General features: G+C 56.4%; 14 protein-coding genes. All 14 read left to right on the top strand.

Going from position 1 to position 21,210, the window contains the following annotated elements:
* The first annotated feature begins 14 nt into the window (after window positions 1-14).
* The 14 genes from gcvT to rplB all read left to right on the top strand — a co-directional run bounded on the left by gcvT (window position 15) and on the right by rplB (window position 21,207).
* Window positions 15-1,133, top strand: a complete 1,119-nt coding sequence (gene gcvT, locus ACN085_RS04830) for a glycine cleavage system aminomethyltransferase GcvT (RefSeq protein ID WP_419104854.1) — start codon at window positions 15-17, stop codon at window positions 1,131-1,133.
* A 128-nt stretch (window positions 1,134-1,261) separates the two neighbouring features.
* A complete protein-coding gene (locus tag ACN085_RS04825) occupies window positions 1,262-2,728 on the top strand; it encodes an L-serine ammonia-lyase (RefSeq protein WP_419111044.1) in 1,467 nt (488 codons plus the stop codon).
* A gap of 348 nt (window positions 2,729-3,076) precedes the next feature.
* Complete coding sequence (rpoB, locus tag ACN085_RS04820; RefSeq protein ID WP_419099284.1) at window positions 3,077-6,577, top strand: DNA-directed RNA polymerase subunit beta; 3,501 nt, start codon at window positions 3,077-3,079, stop codon at window positions 6,575-6,577.
* A 69-nt stretch (window positions 6,578-6,646) separates the two neighbouring features.
* Window positions 6,647-10,537 carry a DNA-directed RNA polymerase subunit beta' gene (locus ACN085_RS04815; protein ID WP_419099285.1) on the top strand — a complete coding sequence of 1,297 codons (3,891 nt, stop codon included), beginning with the start codon at window positions 6,647-6,649 and terminating at the stop codon, window positions 10,535-10,537.
* 376 nt (window positions 10,538-10,913) lie between these two features.
* On the top strand, window positions 10,914-13,004 hold the full coding sequence (locus ACN085_RS04810; RefSeq protein WP_419110780.1) for a neutral/alkaline non-lysosomal ceramidase N-terminal domain-containing protein: 2,091 nt from the start codon (window positions 10,914-10,916) through the stop codon (window positions 13,002-13,004).
* Window positions 13,005-13,438: 434 nt separating this feature from the next.
* On the top strand, window positions 13,439-13,813 hold the full coding sequence (gene rpsL / locus ACN085_RS04805) for a 30S ribosomal protein S12 (RefSeq protein WP_419099287.1): 375 nt from the start codon (window positions 13,439-13,441) through the stop codon (window positions 13,811-13,813).
* Entirely contained in the window at window positions 13,813-14,283 is a 471-nt protein-coding gene (gene rpsG, locus ACN085_RS04800) for a 30S ribosomal protein S7 (RefSeq protein WP_185174277.1), read from the top strand. Before rpsL ends, rpsG begins: the two co-directional genes overlap by 1 nt.
* Window positions 14,284-14,358: 75 nt before the next feature.
* Window positions 14,359-16,473, top strand: a complete 2,115-nt coding sequence (gene fusA, locus ACN085_RS04795) for an elongation factor G (protein WP_419099288.1) — start codon at window positions 14,359-14,361, stop codon at window positions 16,471-16,473.
* Window positions 16,474-16,665: 192 nt separating this feature from the next.
* Window positions 16,666-17,856: an elongation factor Tu gene (tuf, locus tag ACN085_RS04790; RefSeq protein ID WP_419104857.1), complete on the top strand. Its 1,191-nt coding sequence runs from the start codon at window positions 16,666-16,668 to the stop codon at window positions 17,854-17,856.
* Window positions 17,857-18,410: 554 nt separating this feature from the next.
* Complete coding sequence (gene rpsJ, locus ACN085_RS04785; RefSeq protein ID WP_068169589.1) at window positions 18,411-18,719, top strand: 30S ribosomal protein S10; 309 nt, start codon at window positions 18,411-18,413, stop codon at window positions 18,717-18,719.
* A 14-nt stretch (window positions 18,720-18,733) separates the two neighbouring features.
* Window positions 18,734-19,390 carry a 50S ribosomal protein L3 gene (gene rplC / locus ACN085_RS04780; protein WP_419099290.1) on the top strand — a complete coding sequence of 219 codons (657 nt, stop codon included), beginning with the start codon at window positions 18,734-18,736 and terminating at the stop codon, window positions 19,388-19,390.
* Between the two features lie 6 nt (window positions 19,391-19,396).
* A complete protein-coding gene (rplD, locus tag ACN085_RS04775) occupies window positions 19,397-20,020 on the top strand; it encodes a 50S ribosomal protein L4 (RefSeq protein WP_419110779.1) in 624 nt (207 codons plus the stop codon).
* Complete coding sequence (gene rplW, locus ACN085_RS04770) at window positions 20,020-20,331, top strand: 50S ribosomal protein L23 (RefSeq protein ID WP_419099292.1); 312 nt, start codon at window positions 20,020-20,022, stop codon at window positions 20,329-20,331. Before rplD ends, rplW begins: the two co-directional genes overlap by 1 nt.
* Window positions 20,332-20,370: 39 nt before the next feature.
* Window positions 20,371-21,207, top strand: coding sequence for a 50S ribosomal protein L2 (rplB, locus tag ACN085_RS04765; RefSeq protein ID WP_419099293.1), 837 nt, complete (start codon window positions 20,371-20,373; stop codon window positions 21,205-21,207).
* Window positions 21,208-21,210: the final 3 nt, after the last annotated feature.

Below are 21,210 nucleotides of genomic sequence, written 5' to 3'. Positions count from 1 at the left end.
CTGAAAGGTTCACCGTGTCACCCCAGAAAACCTCCCTCTACCAGGTCCACGCCGACCTGGGTGCCTCCTTCACCGACTTTGGCGGCTGGGACATGCCCCTCAAATACACCAACGATGTTGAAGAACACCGCGCGGTCCGCTCCGCAGCTGGCCTCTTTGACCTCTCCCACATGGGGGAGTTCCGCGTCACCGGTCCCGATGCTGCCGCCTTCCTGGACTACGCCCTGCTCTCTAATATGTCTATCCTCAAGGTCGGCAAAGCCAAATACTCCCTGCTCCTGAATGAGGCAGGCGGGGTCATTGATGACCTGATCACCTACCGGCTGGGCCAAGAAGAGTTCCTGGTCATTCCCAACGCTGCCAACGTAGCAGTTGATTATCAAGCTATGAGCGCTCGCACCGAGGGCTTTGACGTGACCCTGACCGACGAAACCACTAGCACTTCACTGGTTGCTATCCAGGGCCCTGCCTCCGAGGCCATTGTGCTGGATATGGACCCGTCTGATCCCGAGCTGGTCACCTCCCTGGGCTACTACGCGGCGGTGCCCCTGGAACTGAACGGCGTGAGTGTACTCCTGGCCCGCACCGGCTACACCGGCGAGGACGGTTTTGAGCTCTATGTTGCCAACGAGAGAGCAGCTGAATTGTGGGCGCTGGCCTCCGAGCGCGGACAGAAGCACGGTATTCTGCCCGCTGGCCTGGCCGCCCGTGATTCACTGCGCCTTGAAGCAGGCATGCCCCTCTACGGCCACGAGCTGGGCCTGGACATCACCCCCTTGGAATCGGGCATGGGCAAGCTGGTAGAGATTGCCCTGACCAAGAAGAGCGCAGACTTCCTGGGTCGGGCTGCCCTGGCCGAGGCCGCAGAGCAGACTCCCGCCCGTAGCCTGGTTGGTTTGAAGGCCCAGGGCAAGCGCCCCGGGCGGGCCGGGTCCCAGCTCTTGGACGAGCAGGGACAGGTGATCGGTGAAATCACTTCGGGCATTCCCTCACCGACCCTGGGATACCCCATTGCTATGGCTCTTATAGCCAGTGAGTACGCTCAAACGGGAGCTACAGTCAGCGTCGATATCCGTGGTAAGGTAGCACCTTTCGACATTGTTGAACTACCTTTTTACACCCGCCAGAAGTAAGTAGAGAATCTGGTGAGCGGGTGGCCCCTTGAAAGGCCACCCGCTCTCTTTAAGGAAAGGCCAGAAAGTTCTTGGAGATTGATTACGTCCCTGATTTTTCCCCGGGGCACAAGACACCCCAGCCGAGTATCCAGAGGCAGGCTGAAGCCCTGGAATATGACATCAGTGTTTTTGAGCTTTTCTCTATTGGTATTGGGCCTTCTAGTTCACACACTGTAGGCCCTATGCGGGCAAGCAACCGTTTTATTGCTGAGCTGATTGATGCGGGCAATCTTGATCGGGTTACCGGTGTGCACATTGACCTGTACGGGTCGCTGGCTGCCACCGGGGCAGGTCACGGAACTATGAGCGCTGCCCTCAAAGGTCTGTGCGGTTTTGTTCCTGAAACTATTGATATCCTGGCAGCTGAAGCGCTCATGGACCGTAACCAGGTCGACGGCACTCTGCCCCTTGCCGGCTACCCATCAGCCGCCTTTGCCGAGGGCGCCCCCGGTGCAGCTACCCCCAAGATAATAGGTCCGGTTGTGAACTACCGCGAGCTGGATATTACCCTGCGACCGCTGACCGTCTTGCCCCGTCATACCAACGGCATTAAGGTGACCGCAAAAGCGGGGGAGCAGGTGCTCTTAGAGCGTACCTACTTCTCCATTGGCGGTGGCTTCATCGTGGAAGAGAATGAGGAAAGTGCTGGCTCTAGCGGGCTAACCCAGGCTCCCTACCCCTTCGGATCGGGTGCTGAGCTGCTGGATATGGCCAACACCGCGGGGCTTTCTATTGCCCAGCTCAAAATGGAGAACGAGAAAACCGTACGGTCCGAAGAAGAAGTTCGCGCGGGTATCCTCCACATCCGCCAGGTCATGAAGGAGTGTATCGGTTCCTCCTTAGAGCGTATGGGGTATCTGCCCGGGCCTTTGAAAGTGCGTTGCCGTGCCAGCCAGTGGCACCGTGACCTCTTGGCTGAGGATCCCCAAAAATCACCCGAGTTCGCTATCGACTGGGTGAACCTCATAGCGCTGGCGGTCAACGAGGAAAACGCTTTTGGCGGCCGGATTGTCACTGCTCCCACAAACGGTGCCTCGGGGATTATTCCCGCCGTCCTGCACTACGCCCTGAACTACGTTCCACCGGTGCGCCACCGCGGGCAGAAAGTGGTGGATGATGCTGTGGTGGACTTCTTCTTGGCCGCCGCCTCCATTGGTGCGCTCTACAAGAAACGAGCCTCTATCTCGGGCGCTGAAGTGGGTTGCCAGGGTGAGGTGGGGACCGCCTCCTCTATGGCCGCTGCCGGTTTGGCCCAGGTGATGGGCGGAACCAATGAGCAGGTAGAGAACGCTGCCGAGATCGCCATGGAGCACAACCTGGGCCTGACCTGCGACCCGGTGGGTGGCCTGGTGCAGATTCCCTGTATTGAGCGCAATGCTATGGCGGCCTCAAATGCTGTGACTGCGGCCAAGATGGCCCTGCGTGGGGACGGCCAGCATCGTGTTTCCCTGGACCAGGTGATTGAGACTATGCGCCAGACCGGTGAGGACATGTCCCACCGTTACAAGGAGACCTCCATGGGCGGCCTGGCGGTCAACGTGGTGGAGTGCTAGAAGCCAAAACAAGGGGGGACCGCTACCGTTCTAGTGGGGGTAGCGGCCTTTGGTAGGCAAAGGGGCCTCTGAGGGGGAGGGTTGCACAAAGCGGCCATATTCGGTATGGACAAGTTTGTTGGCTTGCTGTAGTATGAATATTTGCGCTTCCCTAATCTTCTGTGCCTTCATATAGCGGTGGGCAGGTTGTTACAGGTTTTAAGTACGCCCCAGTACCCTCGAACATACTCTAGCTAACCAGCACGGCACAGGTGCCCATTTAGCAAGTTGTCTTTTTCAGGGTTCTTCGCGTACCACCCCTGGCGGGGGAGCGGGTACGAACAGACATGTCTGTGGAAGGATCCCATCTTGGTCGCCTCGAGCACCTCTCATACTAAAGCCGCTAACGGCGTAGATTCGCACAGTCGAATCTCATTCGCAAAAATCGCTGAGCCCCTGCAGGTACCCAACCTGCTGGCGCTCCAGCTCGACAGCTTTGATCAGCTCGTCGGTAACGAACGCTGGGCGGCAAAAGCCGCTGTAGCCGCCGAAACCGGTGACACCTCCGTCAGCCAAACTTCTGGCCTGGCAGATATTTTCGAAGAAATCTCTCCGATCGAGGACTTCCAGGGCACCATGTCCCTGTCCTTCTCCGATCCCGAGTTCGCTGACCCCAAGTACACCATGGAAGAGTGCAAGGATCGCGACGCGACCTACTCGGCTCCGCTGTACGTCAAGGCCGAATTCATGAATAACAACACGGGCGAAATCAAACAGCAGACCGTGTTCATGGGCGATTTTCCCCTGATGACCGAATCCGGCACCTTTGTGATTAATGGTTCCGAGCGCGTCGTCGTTTCGCAGCTAGTCCGTTCACCCGGTGCCTACTTCGAAAAGACCGCAGACCGCACCTCCGATAAGGACATCTACAGCGCGAAGATTATCCCTTCCCGCGGTGCATGGTTTGAACTTGAAATCGATAAGCGCGACCAGGTCGGCGTTCGTCTTGACCGCCGTCGTAAGCAGTCCGTGACCACCCTGCTTAAGGCTCTTGGCTGGAGCGAGGCTAAGATTCTGTCTGAATTCGGTGAATTCGACTCAATCCGCGCCACCCTTGAGAAGGACACCGTCCAGACCCGCGACGAGGCTCTGCTGGATATCTACCGCAAGCTGCGCCCGGGTGAACCCCCGACGGTTGATGCTGCTCAGGCTCTGCTGGACAACATGTACTTCACCCCCCGCCGCTACGACCTGGCCAAGGTCGGCCGCTACAAGGTTAACCGCAAGCTGGGCCTTGATACTCCCGTTAACGATCCTTCTGCTTCTGTTCTGTCTCAGGACGACATCGCGGCTATGATTCGCTACCTGGTCACTCTGCACGCAGGTGGCACCACTATCAAGGGTGTCCGTGACGGCCAGGAAGTTGACGTCCGCGTTGACGTTGATGATATCGACCACTTCGGCAACCGTCGCATCCGTGCGGTGGGCGAACTGATCGAGAACCAGATTCGTACCGGCCTGTCCCGTATGGAGCGCGTTGTCCGCGAGCGTATGACTACCCAGGACGTTGAGGCTATCACCCCTCAGACCCTGATTAACATCCGCCCGGTTGTTGCCTCTATCAAGGAATTCTTCGGCACTTCCCAGCTCTCCCAGTTCATGGACCAGAACAACCCGCTTGCAGGTCTAACCCACAAGCGCCGTCTGTCCGCACTGGGCCCCGGCGGTCTGTCCCGTGACCGTGCGGGCATGGAAGTTCGAGACGTCCACCCTTCCCACTACGGCCGTATGTGCCCCATCGAAACCCCTGAAGGCCCCAACATCGGTCTGATTGGCTCCTTGGCAACCTACGCCCGCATCAATCCCTTCGGTTTCATCGAAACCCCCTACCGTATCGTTCGTAACGGTAAGGTCACCGACGAGGTCAAGTACCTGACCGCCGACGATGAAAAGGGCAACACCATTGCGCAGGCTAACGCCCCCTTGACCGCCGACATGACCTTCTCTGAAGAGCAGGTCCTTTGCCGTGCAGGCGATGGATCCGGTGAAGCTGTTCTGGTTGATGCCTCCGAGATTGAGTTCATGGACGTTTCACCCCGCCAGATGGTGTCTGTTGCAACCGCTCTGATTCCTTACCTGGAACACGATGACGCTAACCGAGCACTCATGGGTGCTAACATGCAGCGTCAGGCTGTTCCCCTGCTGGAGTCTGAGGCTCCCGTTGTAGGTACCGGCATGGAACGCTATGCAGCGATTGACTCCGGTGACTCTGTTCTGGCTAAGAAAGCTGGCGTGGTTTCTGAGGTGTCAGCTGACCTGGTTGTTGTTCGCAACGATGACGGCACCACCACCTCCTACCCGATTCTCAAATTCCAGCGCTCCAACCCAGGTAACTGCTACAACCACCGTGTTGTTGTTAAGGTGGGCGACCGGGTTGAAGCTCGCGGCTTGATTGCCGATGGCCCCTCCACCGACAAGGGCGAGCTTGCCCTCGGTAAAAACCTCTTGGTTGCTTACATGTCCTGGGAAGGGTTCAACTTTGAGGACGGTATCATCCTGTCCCAGCGCATGATCTCCGATGACGTGCTGACCTCAATCCACATTGAGGAACACGAAATTGATGCCCGCGACACCAAGCTGGGTGCCGAAGAGATTACCCGCGATATCCCCAACGTCTCCGAAGAGGTCCTGTCTGCTCTTGATGAGCGCGGCATCATCCACATCGGTGCAGAGGTTGAAGCCGGCGACATCCTGGTCGGTAAGGTCACCCCCAAGGGCGAGACCGAGCTGACCCCCGAAGAGCGCCTCTTGCGCGCTATCTTCGGTGAGAAGTCCCGCGAAGTCCGTGACACCTCCCTGAAGGTTCCCCACGGTGAGTCCGGAACCGTTATTGGCGTTCGTATCTTTGACCGCGAAAACGAAGACGAAGACCTGCCCAGCGGTGTTAACCAGCTGGTCCGTGTCTATGTTGCTCAGAAGCGCAAGATCACTGTTGGCGATAAGCTGGCAGGTCGTCACGGTAACAAGGGTGTTATCACCAAGATCCTGCCCGTTGAGGATATGCCCTTCATGGAAGACGGCACCCCCGTTGACGTCATCCTCAACCCGCTGGGCGTTCCCGGTCGTATGAACATCGGTCAGGTACTCGAAGTTCACACCGGCTGGTTGGCTAAGCAGGGCTGGAAGATTGAGGGCAACCCCGCCTGGCTCGATAAGCTTCACAACTTCCCCAAGGAAACCGGCCCCACCAACGTGGCAACCCCGGTATTCGACGGTGCCGGTGAAGAGGAACTCTTTGAGCTCCTTGATCACGCTAACCCCAACCGCGACGGCGATCGTCTGATTGACCGTTCCGGTAAGGCACGTCTGCTTGATGGCCGTTCCGGTGAGCCCTTCCCCGAACCCGTTTCGGTGGGCTACCAGTACATCCTCAAGCTGCACCACCTGGTGGACGATAAGATCCACGCTCGTTCAACCGGTCCCTACTCCATGATTACCCAGCAACCCCTGGGCGGTAAGGCCCAGTTTGGCGGTCAGCGCTTTGGTGAGATGGAAGTGTGGGCACTGGAAGCATACGGTGCCGCTTACACCCTGCAGGAAATCCTGACCGTCAAGTCCGATGACGTCCACGGCCGCGTTAAGGTCTACGAGGCTATCGTTAAGGGCGAGAACATCCCCGAACCCGGTGTTCCCGAGTCCTTCAAGGTCTTGATCAAGGAAATGCAGTCCCTCTGCCTGAACGTTGAGGTTCTCTCAACTGACGGTAAGACCATCGAAATGCGCGATGGAGAAGAAGAAGGCTTCCGTGCAGCAGATGACCTGGGTATTGACCTGTCCCACGCAGAGCCCAGCTCTGTCGAAGAGGTCTAACCCCTAAGCGGTTAGATTCCTCATCTGTTCTCAAAGACTTCAAAACACTAGGAAAGAGATAAGGACCAAATGTCCAACGAATCTTCACTTGGTTTGATGCGTATTGGCCTGGCGACCTCCCAGAATATTCTGGATTGGTCCTACGGCGAGGTTAAGAAACCTGAAACCATCAACTACCGAACCCTAAAGCCCGAGAAGGAAGGCCTCTTCGACGAGCGCATCTTCGGCCCCACCCGCGACTGGGAATGCTACTGCGGTAAGTACAAGCGTGTCCGTTTTAAGGGCATCATCTGTGAGCGCTGTGGCGTAGAGGTAACCCGTGCCAAGGTGCGCCGTGAGCGCATGGGTCACATTGAGCTGGCAGCTCCTGTCACCCACATCTGGTACTTCAAGGGTGTCCCCTCCCGTCTGGGCTACTTGCTTGACCTGGCTCCTAAGGACCTGGAAAAGATTATTTACTTCGCCGCCTACATGATTACTCATGTCGACGAAGAAGCCCGCCACGAGGACCTGCCTAACCTGCAGGCCGCTCACGACCGCGATAAGAAGGTCCTAGAGGATCAGCTTGCCGCCGACATTAACCTGATTGCTCGCGAGACCGAAGAGGAACTCGCTCGCGTTGAGGCTGAGGGTGGTAAAGCCGCTGAGAAGCGTAAGCTCCGTGATGCCGCTGAGCGTCAGATGGCTGCGGTTCGTAAGAACGCAGAACGCGAAATCGAGCAGCTCGAGCGCGTCTGGGATCGCTTCAAGAACCTCAAGGTCGCTGACCTTGAAGGTGACGAGTCGCTCTATCGTGGCATGGTCGATAAGTACGGCATGTACTTTGAAGGCTCCATGGGTGCTGAGGCTATCAAGAAGCGTCTTGAGAGCTTTGACATGGAAGCGGAAGCTGAGGCTCTCAAGGACATCATTCAGACCGGCAAGGGTCAGAAGAAGACCCGTGCGCTCAAGCGTCTGAAGGTTGTCAACGCTTTCTTGACCACCGATAACTCCCCGCTGGGTATGGTTCTGGATTACGTTCCCGTTATTCCTCCGGAACTGCGCCCCATGGTTCAGCTTGACGGTGGCCGCTTTGCCACCTCCGACCTGAATGACCTCTACCGTCGCGTTATTAACCGCAACAACCGCCTCAAGCGTCTGCTGGAACTCGGTGCCCCCGAGATTATCGTCAACAACGAAAAGCGTATGCTTCAGGAAGCTGTTGACTCCCTGTTCGATAACGGTCGCCGCGGTCGCCCTGTGACCGGTCCCGGTAACCGCCCCCTCAAGTCCCTCTCGGACATGCTTAAGGGTAAGCAGGGGCGTTTCCGCCAGAACCTTCTGGGTAAGCGCGTTGACTACTCAGGCCGTTCCGTTATTGTCGGTGGCCCCACTCTGCAGATGCACCAGTGCGGTCTGCCTAAGCAGATGGCGCTGGAGCTCTTCAAGCCCTTCGTCATGAAGCGCCTGGTTGATCTGAACCACGCTCAGAACATCAAGTCTGCTAAGCGCATGGTTGAGCGTTTCCGCCCCCAGGTTTGGGACGTTCTCGAAGAGATCATCACCGAGCACCCCGTTCTGCTCAACCGTGCACCTACCCTGCACCGCCTGGGTATTCAGGCCTTCGAACCCCAGCTGGTTGAAGGTAAGGCTATCCAGTTGCACCCGCTCGTTTGCTCCGCTTTCAACGCGGACTTCGACGGTGACCAGATGGCTGTGCATCTGCCCCTCTCACCCGAGGCGCAGGCTGAGGCTCGCATCCTCATGCTCTCATCTAACAACATCCTGAAGCCTTCAGATGGCCGCCCTGTTGCGGTACCTGACCAGGATATGATTATCGGTCTCTTCCACCTGACCACCGCTCGGGAGGGTGAGAAGAACGAGGGTCGTCTGTTCTCCTCATACGCCGAAGCCATTATGGCTTTGGACCGCCACGAGATTGAGCTCTACACCAAGGTCAAGATTGTTCTTGACGACTTTGTACCCTACGAGGGCTGGGAAGCCCCCGAGGGCTACGAGCCCGGTCAGCCCGTGCTGGTGGAGACCACTGTCGGTCAGGTTATCTTCAACCAGACCCTGCCCGCTGACTACCCCTGGTATACCGGTGTCGCAGACAAGAAGAGCCTGGGTGCCCTGATTAACGATCTGGCTGAGAAGTACCCCATGCACGTGGTTGCTCGCTCACTGGATGAACTCAAGAACACCGGTTTCTACTACGCCTCACGCTCAGGTGTGACCGTTGCGGTTACCGATATCGCTGCGCCTCCCACCAAGCCCGCCATTATGGAAGGCTATGAGGCTCAGGCTGCTAACATCGAGTCCCAGTTCGCTATGGGTCTGATTGACGACCATGAGCGTCGTACCGAGCTGATTGACATCTGGACTAAGGCAACCGATGAGGTTGCTGAGGCTATGAAGGAAAATCTGGCTGAGAAGAACACCACCATTAACCGCATGGTTACTTCTGGTGCTCGCGGTAACTGGATGCAGGTCCGTCAGATTGCCGGTATCCGTGGTCTGGTGTCTAACACCAAGGGTGAAATTATGCCTCGCCCGATTAAGTCTTCCTACCGCGAAGGCCTGTCGGTTCTGGAGTACTTCATCGCTACCCACGGTGCTCGTAAGGGTCTGGCTGATACCGCGTTGCGTACCGCTAACTCGGGTTACCTGACCCGTCGTCTGGTGGACGTTTCGCAGGACGTCATTGTGCGTGAGCACGACTGTGGTACCCACCGTGGTCTGGCTCTGCCCCTGGTTCAGGTTGACCAGGCTAGCGGTGCAGTAACCCTGCACGAGAATGTTGAGTCTTCAATCCACGGTCGTTCACTTGCTGTGGACATCAAGGCTGAGGACGGCACCGTTCTGGCAGAAGCTGGCGCTGACGTTTCAGATATCGTTATTGATGATCTCTTCAAGGCCGGTATCCAGGAAGTTCGTGTTCGCTCGGTTCTGACCTGTGAGTCCGCTGTTGGTGTCTGTGCCCTCTGCTACGGTCGCTCCATGGCTTCGGGTAACCTGGTCGACATTGGTGAAGCCGTCGGTATTATCGCGGCTCAGTCCATTGGTGAGCCCGGTACCCAGCTGACCATGCGTACCTTCCACACCGGTGGTGTCGCATCGGCTGACGATATTACCCAGGGTCTGCCCCGTATTCAGGAGCTCTTCGAGGCTCGCACCCCCAAGGGTGTTGCCCCGATCTCCGAGGTCACCGGTCGCGTCAGCATTGAGGACACTGAGAAGTCCCTCAAGGTTGTCATCACCCCTGATAACGGCGATGATCCTATCGCTTACCCCATTCTGCGTCGTGCCCGCCTGGAAGTTGCCGAGGGTGACCATATCACCGTCGGTACCCAGCTGGTTGCCGGTGCTGTTGATCCTAAGGAGATCCTGCGTATTCGCGGTCCCCGTGAGGCTCAGAAGCACCTGGTGGATGAGGTTCAGGGCGTCTACCGTTCACAGGGCGTAGGTATCCACGACAAGCACGTTGAGGTTATCGTTCGTCAGATGCTCCGCCGTATTACCGTGATTGATTCCGGTGAGACCAACCTGCTGCCCGGTGAGCTGGTTGAGAACGTGGCTTTCCAGAACGCTAACCGTGCGGCAGTTGCTGAGGGTAAGCGCCCCGCTTCGGGCCGTCCCGAGCTGATGGGTATCACCAAGGCATCACTTGCTACCGAGTCGTGGCTGTCGGCCGCTTCCTTCCAGGAAACCACTCGCGTCCTGACCCAGGCTGCGATGGAAGGCAAGGAAGACCCGCTGGTCGGCCTTAAGGAGAACGTCATCATTGGTAAGCTGATCCCCGCCGGTACCGGTCTTGCTCGTTATAACGATATCGAGGTTGAACCTACCGACGAGGCGCGTGAGGCCCTGTTCGCTCAGACCGCGACCCCTTACAACGATTTCAGCTACGCTGAGACCAATGAGGGTGCTATCAGCCCCGAGTTCCAGGCTATTCCGCTGGATGACTACGAGATTCGCTAGTCTCTAGGCCAGGCAGCTTCTAGGCCGCAAAGTTAAGGGCGCTTCCCCACATTGGTGGGGGAGCGCCCTTTGCCCTGTCCGGCAGTTTCTGAGCTGATGGCGGTTTGAGGTTAGCTGGTTGGCCCTCTTTGGAAGAGGAGCTCTGAAAAGGAGGGGGGAGGAGGCTTGGCTGATGAGGCGGCGAGCGGTCGATGGACTATCGGTGCGTGCGGAAAGTAACATTCGATCGGGTTTAGGTGCTGACCTGCATCAAAATCGGGGTCTGGCTTTCCTTGCCGTTTTCCTGAGGCTCAAGTGTGTCTGTGGAGGCGTAGTCTATAACCGTACATATCACTCTATTGCTTAGTACAAAGCAATCGCACATATTGAGGTCACCATGATGTCAAAGAAGAGAATAGGGTCGGGGATAGCTACCCTGGGTGCTACGTTGGCTCTTGTCGCCGGTAGCTCTCTGATGCCTGCAGAGGCCGCCAACCAGGTAACCCCCGCGACAGTCAGCGCTGCCAGCCTCTCGGACCTAATCCGTTCTAGTCAGCCAACAGAGCTTAATCCTTTTCTGGTGGGAGCCGGGGTTTCCGATATCACCGGTGAGGTAGCTGAGGTGGGCTTTATTGGCTATGGGACGGCCACACAGAAGGGCAGCGGTCTGCATACTCGTCAGTATGCCCGTGCCTTTGTTGTGATTGATCCGGTAGACGGGCAACGTAACCTGATAGTGGTTTTGGACGCTCTCAGTGGTTGGGGTAGCCTGCGTGAGGCTTTGGTGGATCAGATTCGAGCTGAGTTTGGCCCTGAGTTTTCAGAGGCCAATATCATGATTACAGCCAGCCATACGCATGCCACTCCTGGGGGAGTGAGTAAGGATGCCCTCTATAACATCACTACCCTGGGCTTCCACAAGGCTACTTTTGATGCTCAGGTCACTGGCTCCATGCGCGCTATTCGCCAGGCTCTAGCTGATCTAGCGCCCGGGAACGTCACGGTCTCCCAGTCTGAATTGACCGGGGTCGGTGTCAACCGTTCGGCTGTTGCTCAGCGGCAAGATCCTCCGGAACTTTTGCGGATGTTGACTGATGGTGTAGATCCTTCCAGCACTACTTTTCGGTTCGAGCACAATGGGGTAACCCGGGCGGTTCTCAACTGGTATGCGGTGCATGCTACGTCTTTGACCAACCAAAATACTCTGGTTTCTTCTGATAATAAGGGCTATGCCGAGTACCTGCTAGAGACGGTCGATCACGGGGTGGACCTTAATCAGGAAAGTGATCAGCCTGATTTTGTGGCTGCTTTTGCTAATAGTAGCGCTGGTGATGTCTCACCCAATACCTGGTTGAAACCTGGAATGGGCCCCACCGATGATCAGTTTGAAAACCTGAAGATCCAGGGTAGCCGCCAGGCTGATGCCGTCCGGCAGCAGTTGGCAAACCCCGGAGTGCCCCTTGGCCGGGGCTTGGACTCCCGAATTACGTATACGGATTTCTCTTCAGTAAATGTGAGCCAGCAGTTCACGGGCACTGGTTATGCCGGGCGAACCTGTAATGCTTCCCTGGGTGCACCTTTCGCAGCCGGCAGTGTGGAAGATGGGCCGGGAGCTGATGGTTTCAACGAGGGGGTAAATGCCAATAAGGTGTGGAGCGGCTTTAACTGGCTTGCCTATAGCGCATCCTCGGACTTGACCGCCTGCCAGTACCCTAAGGCAAATCTTTTGGCGGTTCATCAGCAGATCCAGCAAAAGTTACCGGTTCAGGTCATGCGTTTTGGTGACTACTACCTTTTGGGTATGCCCGGTGAACTGACGAGCGCTGTGGGGGCGCAATACCGGCAGGATATGGCAGAACTGTTTGGGGTAGATGTATCTCATATCATTGTTCAGGGCTACACTAATGCTTATAGCCATTATGTGACCACGCCTCAGGAATATGTGACCCAGCAGTATGAAGGCGGAGCAACTGTCTTTGGCATCAACGAGATGGGTGCCTTCCGTCAGGTCTTGCAGACTGTGGGTAGCTCCCTGAAAGAGGGTACAGAACTGAATATTGGTGATAAGCCTCTTATGCGCAAGCCTATGGAGTCGACTGTCGGCAAGGTCTGGTATGACAGCCCCGGCTGGGGTAACTACTATGGCAAGGTTTTGGCTCAACCGCGTGATACTCATGCTGGGGGCCAGGTAAGCGCTCTCTTTGTGGGCGCCCACCCCAATAATAATCACAAGCTCAACGCCACCTATCTTGAGGTTCAGCGAAAGCAAGGGGACAGTTGGGTGAGGGTTGCAGCCGATAACGACCCCAACACCAAGTTCCATTGGCGGCGGCACTGGGCTGCCCAATCGCGCGTCAGCATTGAATGGCAGGTACCTGAGGAGGCTCTGCCCGGTACTTATCGCCTTGTCTACTACGGTGATTCAAAGCAAGCCAACGGAAAGATTACTCCCTTCACTGGAACCAGCCGGGAGTTTAAGGTCAGCTAGCACCTTGTGACTTCTTGCGGTGCCCGTCCTTCTTTTAGGAGAGGGGCGGGCACCATTTTTGTAGGTAAAGGAGGGTGGAACCTGTCTTAAGTGCCTCATATCACCACGATCGCGGGTTTAAAGCTGAGGTTGAGCAGGCTTTGGGGTAGATTAAAGCGCGCAAAACAGGCTATAGTCATACCTGGAGTACTTAGCAGTGGCGTAAGCTCCTAGCTCAGTACATGAGAACCAATGGCAGAATGGACACCGTCCTTTGGCCTTGTTCACTTTCGACTTCGGTCGAAAAGTGATCTTGAGGCCTAAATGCCATTTTTTGTTATGTCTGGGTACATTCTGCTAAGCGTAAGAATTTCTTTTGCACTTATTTCCAAGTTGCAGAAGGCAAGTAAAGCCGGTTGAGCCTAACAGCCCAGCCGAAACCAAACGGAGAACAAGTGCCTACAATTCAGCAGTTGGTCCGTAAGGGCCGTGCACCCAAGGTCGTCAAGACCAAGGCGCCCGCACTTAAGGGCAACCCCATGAAGCGTGGCGTATGCACCCGTGTATACACCACTACCCCGAAGAAGCCGAACTCAGCACTGCGTAAGGTCGCACGTGTTAAGCTCAACGGCGGCATCGAGGTTACCGCATACATCCCCGGTGAGGGCCACAACCTTCAGGAACACTCCATCGTGCTCGTGCGCGGTGGTCGTGTGAAGGACCTCCCCGGTGTTCGTTACAAGATTGTACGTGGCGCACTGGATACCCAGGGCGTTAAGGGCCGCGGTCAGGCTCGTTCACGCTACGGCGCAAAGAAGGAGAAGAAGTAATGCCTCGTAAGGGTCCCGCTCCTAAGCGTCCCCTCGTAAACGATCCTGTTTACGGTTCACCGCTGGTCACCCAGCTCATCAACAAGGTTCTGCTGGACGGCAAGAAGTCAACCGCTGAGCGCATCGTTTATGGTGCACTCGAAGGCGTTGCTCAGAAGACCGGCGCAGATCCCGTAGCAACCCTCAAGAAGGCTATGGACAACGTCAAGCCTTCACTTGAGGTCCGCTCACGCCGCGTTGGCGGTGCGACCTACCAGGTCCCCGTCGAGGTTCGCGCAGGCCGTGCAACCGCATTGGCTCTTCGCTGGCTCGTTGGCTTCTCAAAGCTTCGTCGCGAGAAGACCATGACCGAGCGTCTCATGAACGAGATCCTGGATGCTTCCAACGGTCTCGGTGCAGCTGTGAAGCGTCGCGAAGACACTCACAAGATGGCAGAGTCCAACAAGGCCTTCGCACACTACCGCTGGTAATTTTTTCGTAGCCTGCCGCTATGTACAAAAGTACATAGCGGTAGGCTATCGGAGTTTCTCACAAGGGAGAACAAAGTGGCACTAGACGTGCTTACAGACCTAAAAAAGGTCCGCAACATTGGTATTATGGCGCACATTGACGCCGGTAAGACCACCACAACCGAACGCATCCTCTTCTACACCGGTATTAACCACAAGATTGGTGAAACCCACGACGGTGCGTCAACCATGGACTGGATGGCTCAGGAACAGGAACGCGGTATTACCATTACCTCCGCGGCTACCACCTGCTTCTGGAAGAACAACCAGATCAACATCATCGATACCCCCGGCCACGTTGACTTCACTGTTGAGGTTGAGCGTTCACTGCGCGTCCTCGACGGCGCTGTAGCCGTGTTCGACGGTAAGGAAGGCGTTGAGCCTCAGTCTGAAACCGTTTGGCGTCAGGCTGACAAGTACGAAGTTCCCCGCATCTGCTTCGTCAACAAGATGGACAAGCTGGGCGCTGACTTCTACTTCACCGTAGACACCATCGTCAAGCGTCTGGGCGCAACCCCCCTGGTCCTACAGCTCCCCATCGGCGCTGAAAACGACTTCATTGGCGTCGTTGACCTGCTCACGATGCAGGCCTACGTATGGCCCGGCGATGCCAAGGGCGACGTTACCATGGGCGCTTCCTACGAAACCCGCGAGATTCCTGCGGACTTGGTTGAGAAGGCCGAAGAGTACCGTTCACAGCTGGTTGAAGCTGTAGCTGAGTCCTCCGAAGAACTCATGAACAAGTATCTGGAAGGCGAGGAACTGACCCTTGAGGAAATCAAGGCCGGTATCCGTCAGCTGACCGTCAACAATGAGGCTTACCCGGTTCTGTGTGGTTCAGCATTCAAGAACCGCGGCGTGCAGCCCATGCTTGACGCTGTTCTGGATTATCTGCCCTCACCGCTGGATGTTCCTGCTATGGTTGGTCACCTGCCTACCGACGAAGAGGCAGAAGTAACCCGCAAGCCCTCAGCAGATGAGCCTTTCGCTGCTCTGGCCTTCAAGGTCGCAGCACACCCCTTCTACGGTCAGCTGACCTACATCCGCGTTTACTCCGGTAAGGCTGCACAGGGCCAGCAGGTTCTGAACGCCACCAAGGGTAAGAAGGAACGTATTGGTAAGCTCTTCCAGATGCACTCCAACAAGGAGAACCCTGTTGAAGAGATCCAGGCAGGCCACATCTACGCAGCTATCGGACTGAAGGACACCACCACCGGTGACACCCTCTGCGATATTGCTAACCCCGTGGTTCTGGAATCCATGACCTTCCCCGCACCCGTGATCTTCGTGGCCATTGAGCCCAAGACCAAGGGTGACCAGGAGAAGATGTCAACTGCGATTCAGAAGCTTTCTGCAGAAGACCCCACCTTCACTGTTTCACTCAACGAAGAAACCGGCCAGACCGAAATTGGCGGTATGGGCGAGCTCCACCTGGACATCATCGTTGACCGTATGAAGCGTGAATTCAAGGTTGAAGCAAATGTGGGTAAGCCCCAGGTTGCCTACCGCGAAACCATCACCAAGGCTGTCGAGAAGGTTGACTACACCCACAAGAAGCAGACCGGTGGTTCTGGTCAGTTCGCTAAGGTTCAGGTTTCCTTCGAACCCGTTCCCCTGGACGCAGAAGAGCTCTACGAGTTTGATAACGTCGTTACCGGTGGTCGCGTTCCCCGCGAATACATCCCCTCTGTTGATGCCGGTATCCAGGACGCAATGCAGCTGGGTATCTTGGCTGGCTACCCCGTAGTCGGTGTCAAGGCTACTCTGATTGACGGCGCTTACCACGACGTTGACTCATCAGAAATGGCCTTCAAGATTGCTGGCTCAATGGTCTTCAAGGAAGGCGCACGTCGCGCTAACCCGGTTCTGCTTGAACCCCTGATGGCTGTTGAAGTTCGTACCCCGGAAGAGTACATGGGCGACGTGATCGGCGACCTGAACTCACGCCGCGGTCAGATCCAGTCGATGGAAGATGCAGCAGGCGTCAAGATCGTTCACGCTCTTGTTCCGCTGTCAGAAATGTTCGGTTACATCGGTGACCTCCGTTCAAAGACCCAGGGTCGTGCCGTCTTCTCCATGGAGTTCGACAGCTACTCAGAGGTTCCCAAGAACGTCGCTGATGAAATCATTCAGAAGAGCCGCGGCGAATAATTCTCGCCCTGGTACGGCTCGCTTAATGTGAGCCGTACCGCTTTTCAAAAAACCTAATAAATGAACCTCTCTGGGTTTCGCCTGACCGGCCTTATCCGCTATTGTGGTAGCTAGACCGCCTTCTATGGCGGAGTGCGCCGGTATCAAACCCGAGTGCAGGTTCTCAAATCTTCTCTATAGGAGGAAAAACTCTTGGCAAAAGCTAAGTTCGAGCGCTCCAAGCCTCACGTAAACGTCGGTACTATTGGTCACGTTGACCACGGTAAGACTACTCTGACCGCTGCTATCTCTAAGGTTCTTGCAGATAAGTACCCTGACCTGAACGAGAAGCGCGACTTCGGTATGATCGACTCCGCTCCCGAAGAGCGCCAGCGCGGTATTACCATTAACATTGCTCACATCGAGTACCAGACCGAGAAGCGCCACTACGCACACGTTGACGCTCCCGGCCACGCTGACTATGTCAAGAACATGATCACCGGTGCTGCTCAGATGGACGGCGCAATCCTGGTTGTTGCTGCCACCGACGGCCCCATGGCACAGACCCGCGAGCACGTTCTGCTGGCTCGCCAGGTTGGCGTTCCCACCCTGCTTGTTGCTCTCAACAAGTCAGACATGGTTGAAGATGAAGAACTTCTCGACCTGGTTGAGATGGAAGTTCGCGAACTTCTGTCCTCACAGGAATTCGATGGCGACAACGCTCCTGTTGTTCGCGTTTCCGCTCTGAAGGCTCTGGAAGGTGACCCCGAGTGGGTTGCTAAGGTTGAAGAGCTCATGGAAGAGGTTGACAACTACATTCCCGACCCCGTACGTGAGAAGGACAAGCCCTTCCTCATGCCCATCGAGGACGTCTTCACCATCACCGGTCGCGGTACCGTTGTTACCGGCCGTGCAGAGCGCGGTACCCTCAAGATCAACTCCGAAGTTGAGATCGTTGGTATCCGTCCCCTCCAGAAGACCACCGTTACCGGTATCGAGATGTTCCACAAGCAGCTCGACGAAGCTTGGGCAGGCGAGAACTGTGGTCTGCTGCTTCGCGGTCTCAAGCGCGATGACGTAGAGCGTGGTCAGGTTGTTGTTGCTCCCGGCTCAATCACCCCCCACACCCAGTTCGAGGCTAACGTTTACATCCTTTCCAAGGATGAAGGCGGCCGCCACAACCCCTTCTACTCGAACTACCGTCCTCAGTTCTACTTCCGCACCACCGACGTTACCGGTGTTATCACCCTTCCCGAGGGCACCGAAATGGTTATGCCCGGCGACAACACTGAGATGACCGTTGAGCTCATCCAGGAAATCGCTATGGAAGAGGGCCTGGGCTTCGCAATCCGCGAAGGCGGCCGCACCGTCGGTTCAGGTCGCGTAACCAAGATCATCAAGTAAGTCTGACTTACCCTAAGATCTGCAACTACCCCTAGGGTAGAAGCGCAAGGGCTGGCCCCGCAGAGTAATCTGCGGGGCCAGCCCTTTTACATTGTGTAGCCTTTTGACTCCTTGCATCTTGGAAACCTCTGATCTCAGGGAGGCTCTTTGAGGGGTGGCTCTAGCAGGGTACCTGTCAATATATGTGGGTCTGAACACTTCAAGAAAGAAAATCTTGCTAAGAATAGATAACTCTGGCATGATTGAGTACGTTGTTCAAGCGTTTGCCCGCTGAAAGTAGCCAGATAGCAGTTCTGATAGATGGTGAAGGCAAACCCAAATATGACCCAATCGATCAGTTCGAGGGAATAGTGCGCGCTTTTTATACATTGCATAGGCGACACGCCCGAGTTCGGGGGTCGGTGCCTCGGCAGGGTGAGGAACCCGGCAGATGCCGGATTCAGCCTGTTAGAGGCGGCGCGAAAGAAATGAAGATTCATCTCTTTACCTTAAGCGCCATAAAAAGGAGCAACCGCTCCGTTACAGGGAAGTAGACAAGAAAGAGAGTCCGACAGATGGCGGGACAGAAAATCCGCATCCGTCTGAAGTCATACGACCACGAGGTCATTGATTCTTCAGCTCGGAAAATCGTTGAGACAGTTACGCGTGCAGGCGCTACGGTAGTTGGCCCCGTGCCCCTACCCACCGAAAAGAACGTGTACTGCGTTATCCGTTCGCCTCACAAGTACAAGGACAGCCGCGAGCACTTTGAAATGCGCACGCACAAGCGTCTGATCGACGTCGTTGATCCGACCCCCAAGGCTGTTGATGCCCTCATGCGTCTTGACCTTCCGGCAGACGTAAACATCGAAATCAAGCTGTAGAGGATCGCATCTAAATGACTAACAAGTTCGAGCGCCAGGTTAAGGGCCTGCTGGGCACCAAGCTTGGCATGACCCAGGTCTGGGACGAAAACGGCAAATTCGTGCCCGTTACTGTCGTCAAGGCCGATTCAAACGTTGTTACCCAGCTGCGCAAGGCTGAAACCGATGGCTACGAAGCTATCCAGATCGGTTTCGGTGCTATCGAAGCTCGCAAGGTAACCAAGCCCCTCGCCGGTCACTTCGAGAAGGCAGGCGTAACTCCTCGCCGTCACCTCGTTGAACTCCGCACCTCAGACGCTGCAGAATACTCACTCGGTCAGGAACTGACCGTTGAGCTCTTCGAAGCTGGCCAGAAGGTTGACGTAGTAGGCAAGACCAAGGGTAAGGGCTTCGCCGGTGTTATGAAGCGTCACGGCTTCGCAGGTGTAGGTGCATCACACGGTGCCCACAAGAACCACCGTAAGCCCGGCTCAATCGGTGGCGCATCATACCCCGCACGCGTGTTCAAGGGTATGCGCATGGCAGGCCGTATGGGCGCTGCACGCCACACCACCATGAACCTCACTATTCAGGGTGTAGATGCAGAAAACAATGTTCTTTTGATCAAGGGCGCAATCCCCGGTCCTAAGGGCGGCGTTGTTCTGGTTCGCACCGCTGTGAAGGGAGCCTAATACACCATGGCTGTCAAGACCGTAAAGGTAGACCTGCCCGCTGATATCTTCGACGCTCAGGCATCTGTACCCCTGCTTCACCAGGTGGTAGTTGCCCAGCTCGCAGCAGCTCGTCAGGGTACTCACAAGACCAAGAACCGCGGCGAAGTTTCCGGCGCAGGCCGTAAGCCCTTCAAGCAGAAGGGTACCGGCCGTGCACGTCAGGGCTCCATTCGCGCCCCCCACATGACCGGTGGTGGCGTTGTACATGGCCCGACCCCCCGTAGCTACGCTCAGCGGACCCCCAAGAAGATGATTGCAGCTGCCCTGCGCGGCGCTCTCTCCGATCGCGCTCGTCACGATCGCGTTCACGTTGTCGAAACCCTGGTTGAAGGCTCCAAGCCTTCCACTAAGGCAGCTAAGGCAGCAATCGCAGAGATCACCAGCCGCAAGAATGCACTGGTTGTCATCGACCGCAAGGACGACCTGGTAGCACTGTCAGCACGCAACCTGGAGAACGTACACGTTATCTACGCAGATCAGCTGAACACCTACGATGTTCTGATCTCAGATGACGTTATCTTCACCAAGGATGCCTACGACGTATTTGTCGCAGTTGCTTCCAAGGCCAAGAAAGAGGCTGCTAAGTAATGTCTGTTACCACCTCAACTTTCAAGGATCCCCGCGACGTGATTATCGCTCCCGTCGTGTCGGAAAAGAGCTACGGTCAGCTCGACGAAGGTAAGTACACCTTCCTCGTAGACCCCCGCTCCAACAAGCTGGAAATCAAGCAGGCCATCGAGACCATCTTCGATGTCAAGGTTGCTTCCATCAACACCGCCAACCGTGCAGGCAAGCGCAAGCGCACCCGCCACGGTTGGGGTGCTCGTAAGAACACCAAGCGTGCGATTGTAACCCTCAAAGAAGGCGCAATCGACCTCTTCGGCGGTCCGGCAGCATAGGCTCCGGAGACCACTTTAGCGAAGGAAAGAAATATCTAAATGGGTATTCGTAAACACAAGCCGACGACCCCGGGTCGCCGTGGCTCGAGCGTATCAGATTTCGCAGAAATCACCCGCTCAACCCCGGAAAAGTCCCTGGTCCGTCCGCTCCCCAAGAAGGGCGGCCGTAACAACACCGGTCGCATCACCACCCGTCACAAGGGTGGTGGACACAAGCGCCAGTACCGTCTGATCGACTTCCGTCGTCACGACAAGGACGGTGTTGACGCACGCGTTGCACACATCGAGTACGATCCCAACCGTACCGCTCGCATCGCACTGCTCCACTACGTTGATGGCACCAAGCGTTACATCATCGCCCCCAACAAGCTTGCTCAGGGCGACATCGTTGAGTCAGGTCCCGCGGCCGATATTAAGCCCGGCAACAACCTGCCCCTGCGTAACATCCCTGTGGGTACCGTGATCCACGCTGTTGAGCTCCGCCCCGGTGGCGGTGCCAAGATGGGCCGCTCAGCTGGCGCATCTATCCAGCTGGTTGCAAAGGAAGGTAAGTACGCTCAGCTGCGTCTGCCCTCCGGCGAAATCCGCAACGTTGATGTCCGTTGCCGCGCAACCGTTGGTTCGGTTGGTAACGCTGAGCAGTCAAACATCAACTGGGGTAAAGCAGGCCGTAACCGCTGGAAGGGCATCCGCCCGACCGTTCGCGGTGTCGTCATGAACCCCGTTGACCACCCCCACGGTGGTGGTGAAGGTAAGACCTCAGGTGGCCGTCACCCGGTTAACCCCAACGGTAAGCCCGAGGGCCGCACCCGCCGCCCCAACAAGGAAAGCGACAAGCTCATTGTTCGTCGCCGTCGTACTGGCAAGAAGCGCTAAGGA

The sequence above is a fragment of the Rothia sp. P4278 genome (genome assembly GCF_048512945.1).
Classification (GTDB): Bacteria; Actinomycetota; Actinomycetes; order Actinomycetales; family Micrococcaceae; genus Rothia.
The sequence above is the reverse complement of the archived record's forward strand: the minus strand, read 5'-3'. Positions and strand labels throughout refer to the sequence as shown.

Excerpts from the sequence above, each read along its gene's own strand:
- rpsJ (WP_068169589.1), top strand. The coding sequence starts at position 18,411 with ATGGCGGGACAGAAAATCCGCATCCGTCTGAAGTCATACGACCACGAG.
- ACN085_RS04815 (WP_419099285.1), top strand. The coding sequence starts at position 6,647 with ATGTCCAACGAATCTTCACTTGGTTTGATGCGTATTGGCCTGGCGACC.
- rplD (WP_419110779.1), top strand. The coding sequence starts at position 19,397 with ATGGCTGTCAAGACCGTAAAGGTAGACCTGCCCGCTGATATCTTCGAC.
- rplB (WP_419099293.1), top strand. The coding sequence starts at position 20,371 with ATGGGTATTCGTAAACACAAGCCGACGACCCCGGGTCGCCGTGGCTCG.
- ACN085_RS04810 (WP_419110780.1), top strand. The coding sequence starts at position 10,914 with ATGATGTCAAAGAAGAGAATAGGGTCGGGGATAGCTACCCTGGGTGCT.
- rplW (WP_419099292.1), top strand. The coding sequence starts at position 20,020 with ATGTCTGTTACCACCTCAACTTTCAAGGATCCCCGCGACGTGATTATC.
- rpsG (WP_185174277.1), top strand. The coding sequence starts at position 13,813 with ATGCCTCGTAAGGGTCCCGCTCCTAAGCGTCCCCTCGTAAACGATCCT.
- rplC (WP_419099290.1), top strand. The coding sequence starts at position 18,734 with ATGACTAACAAGTTCGAGCGCCAGGTTAAGGGCCTGCTGGGCACCAAG.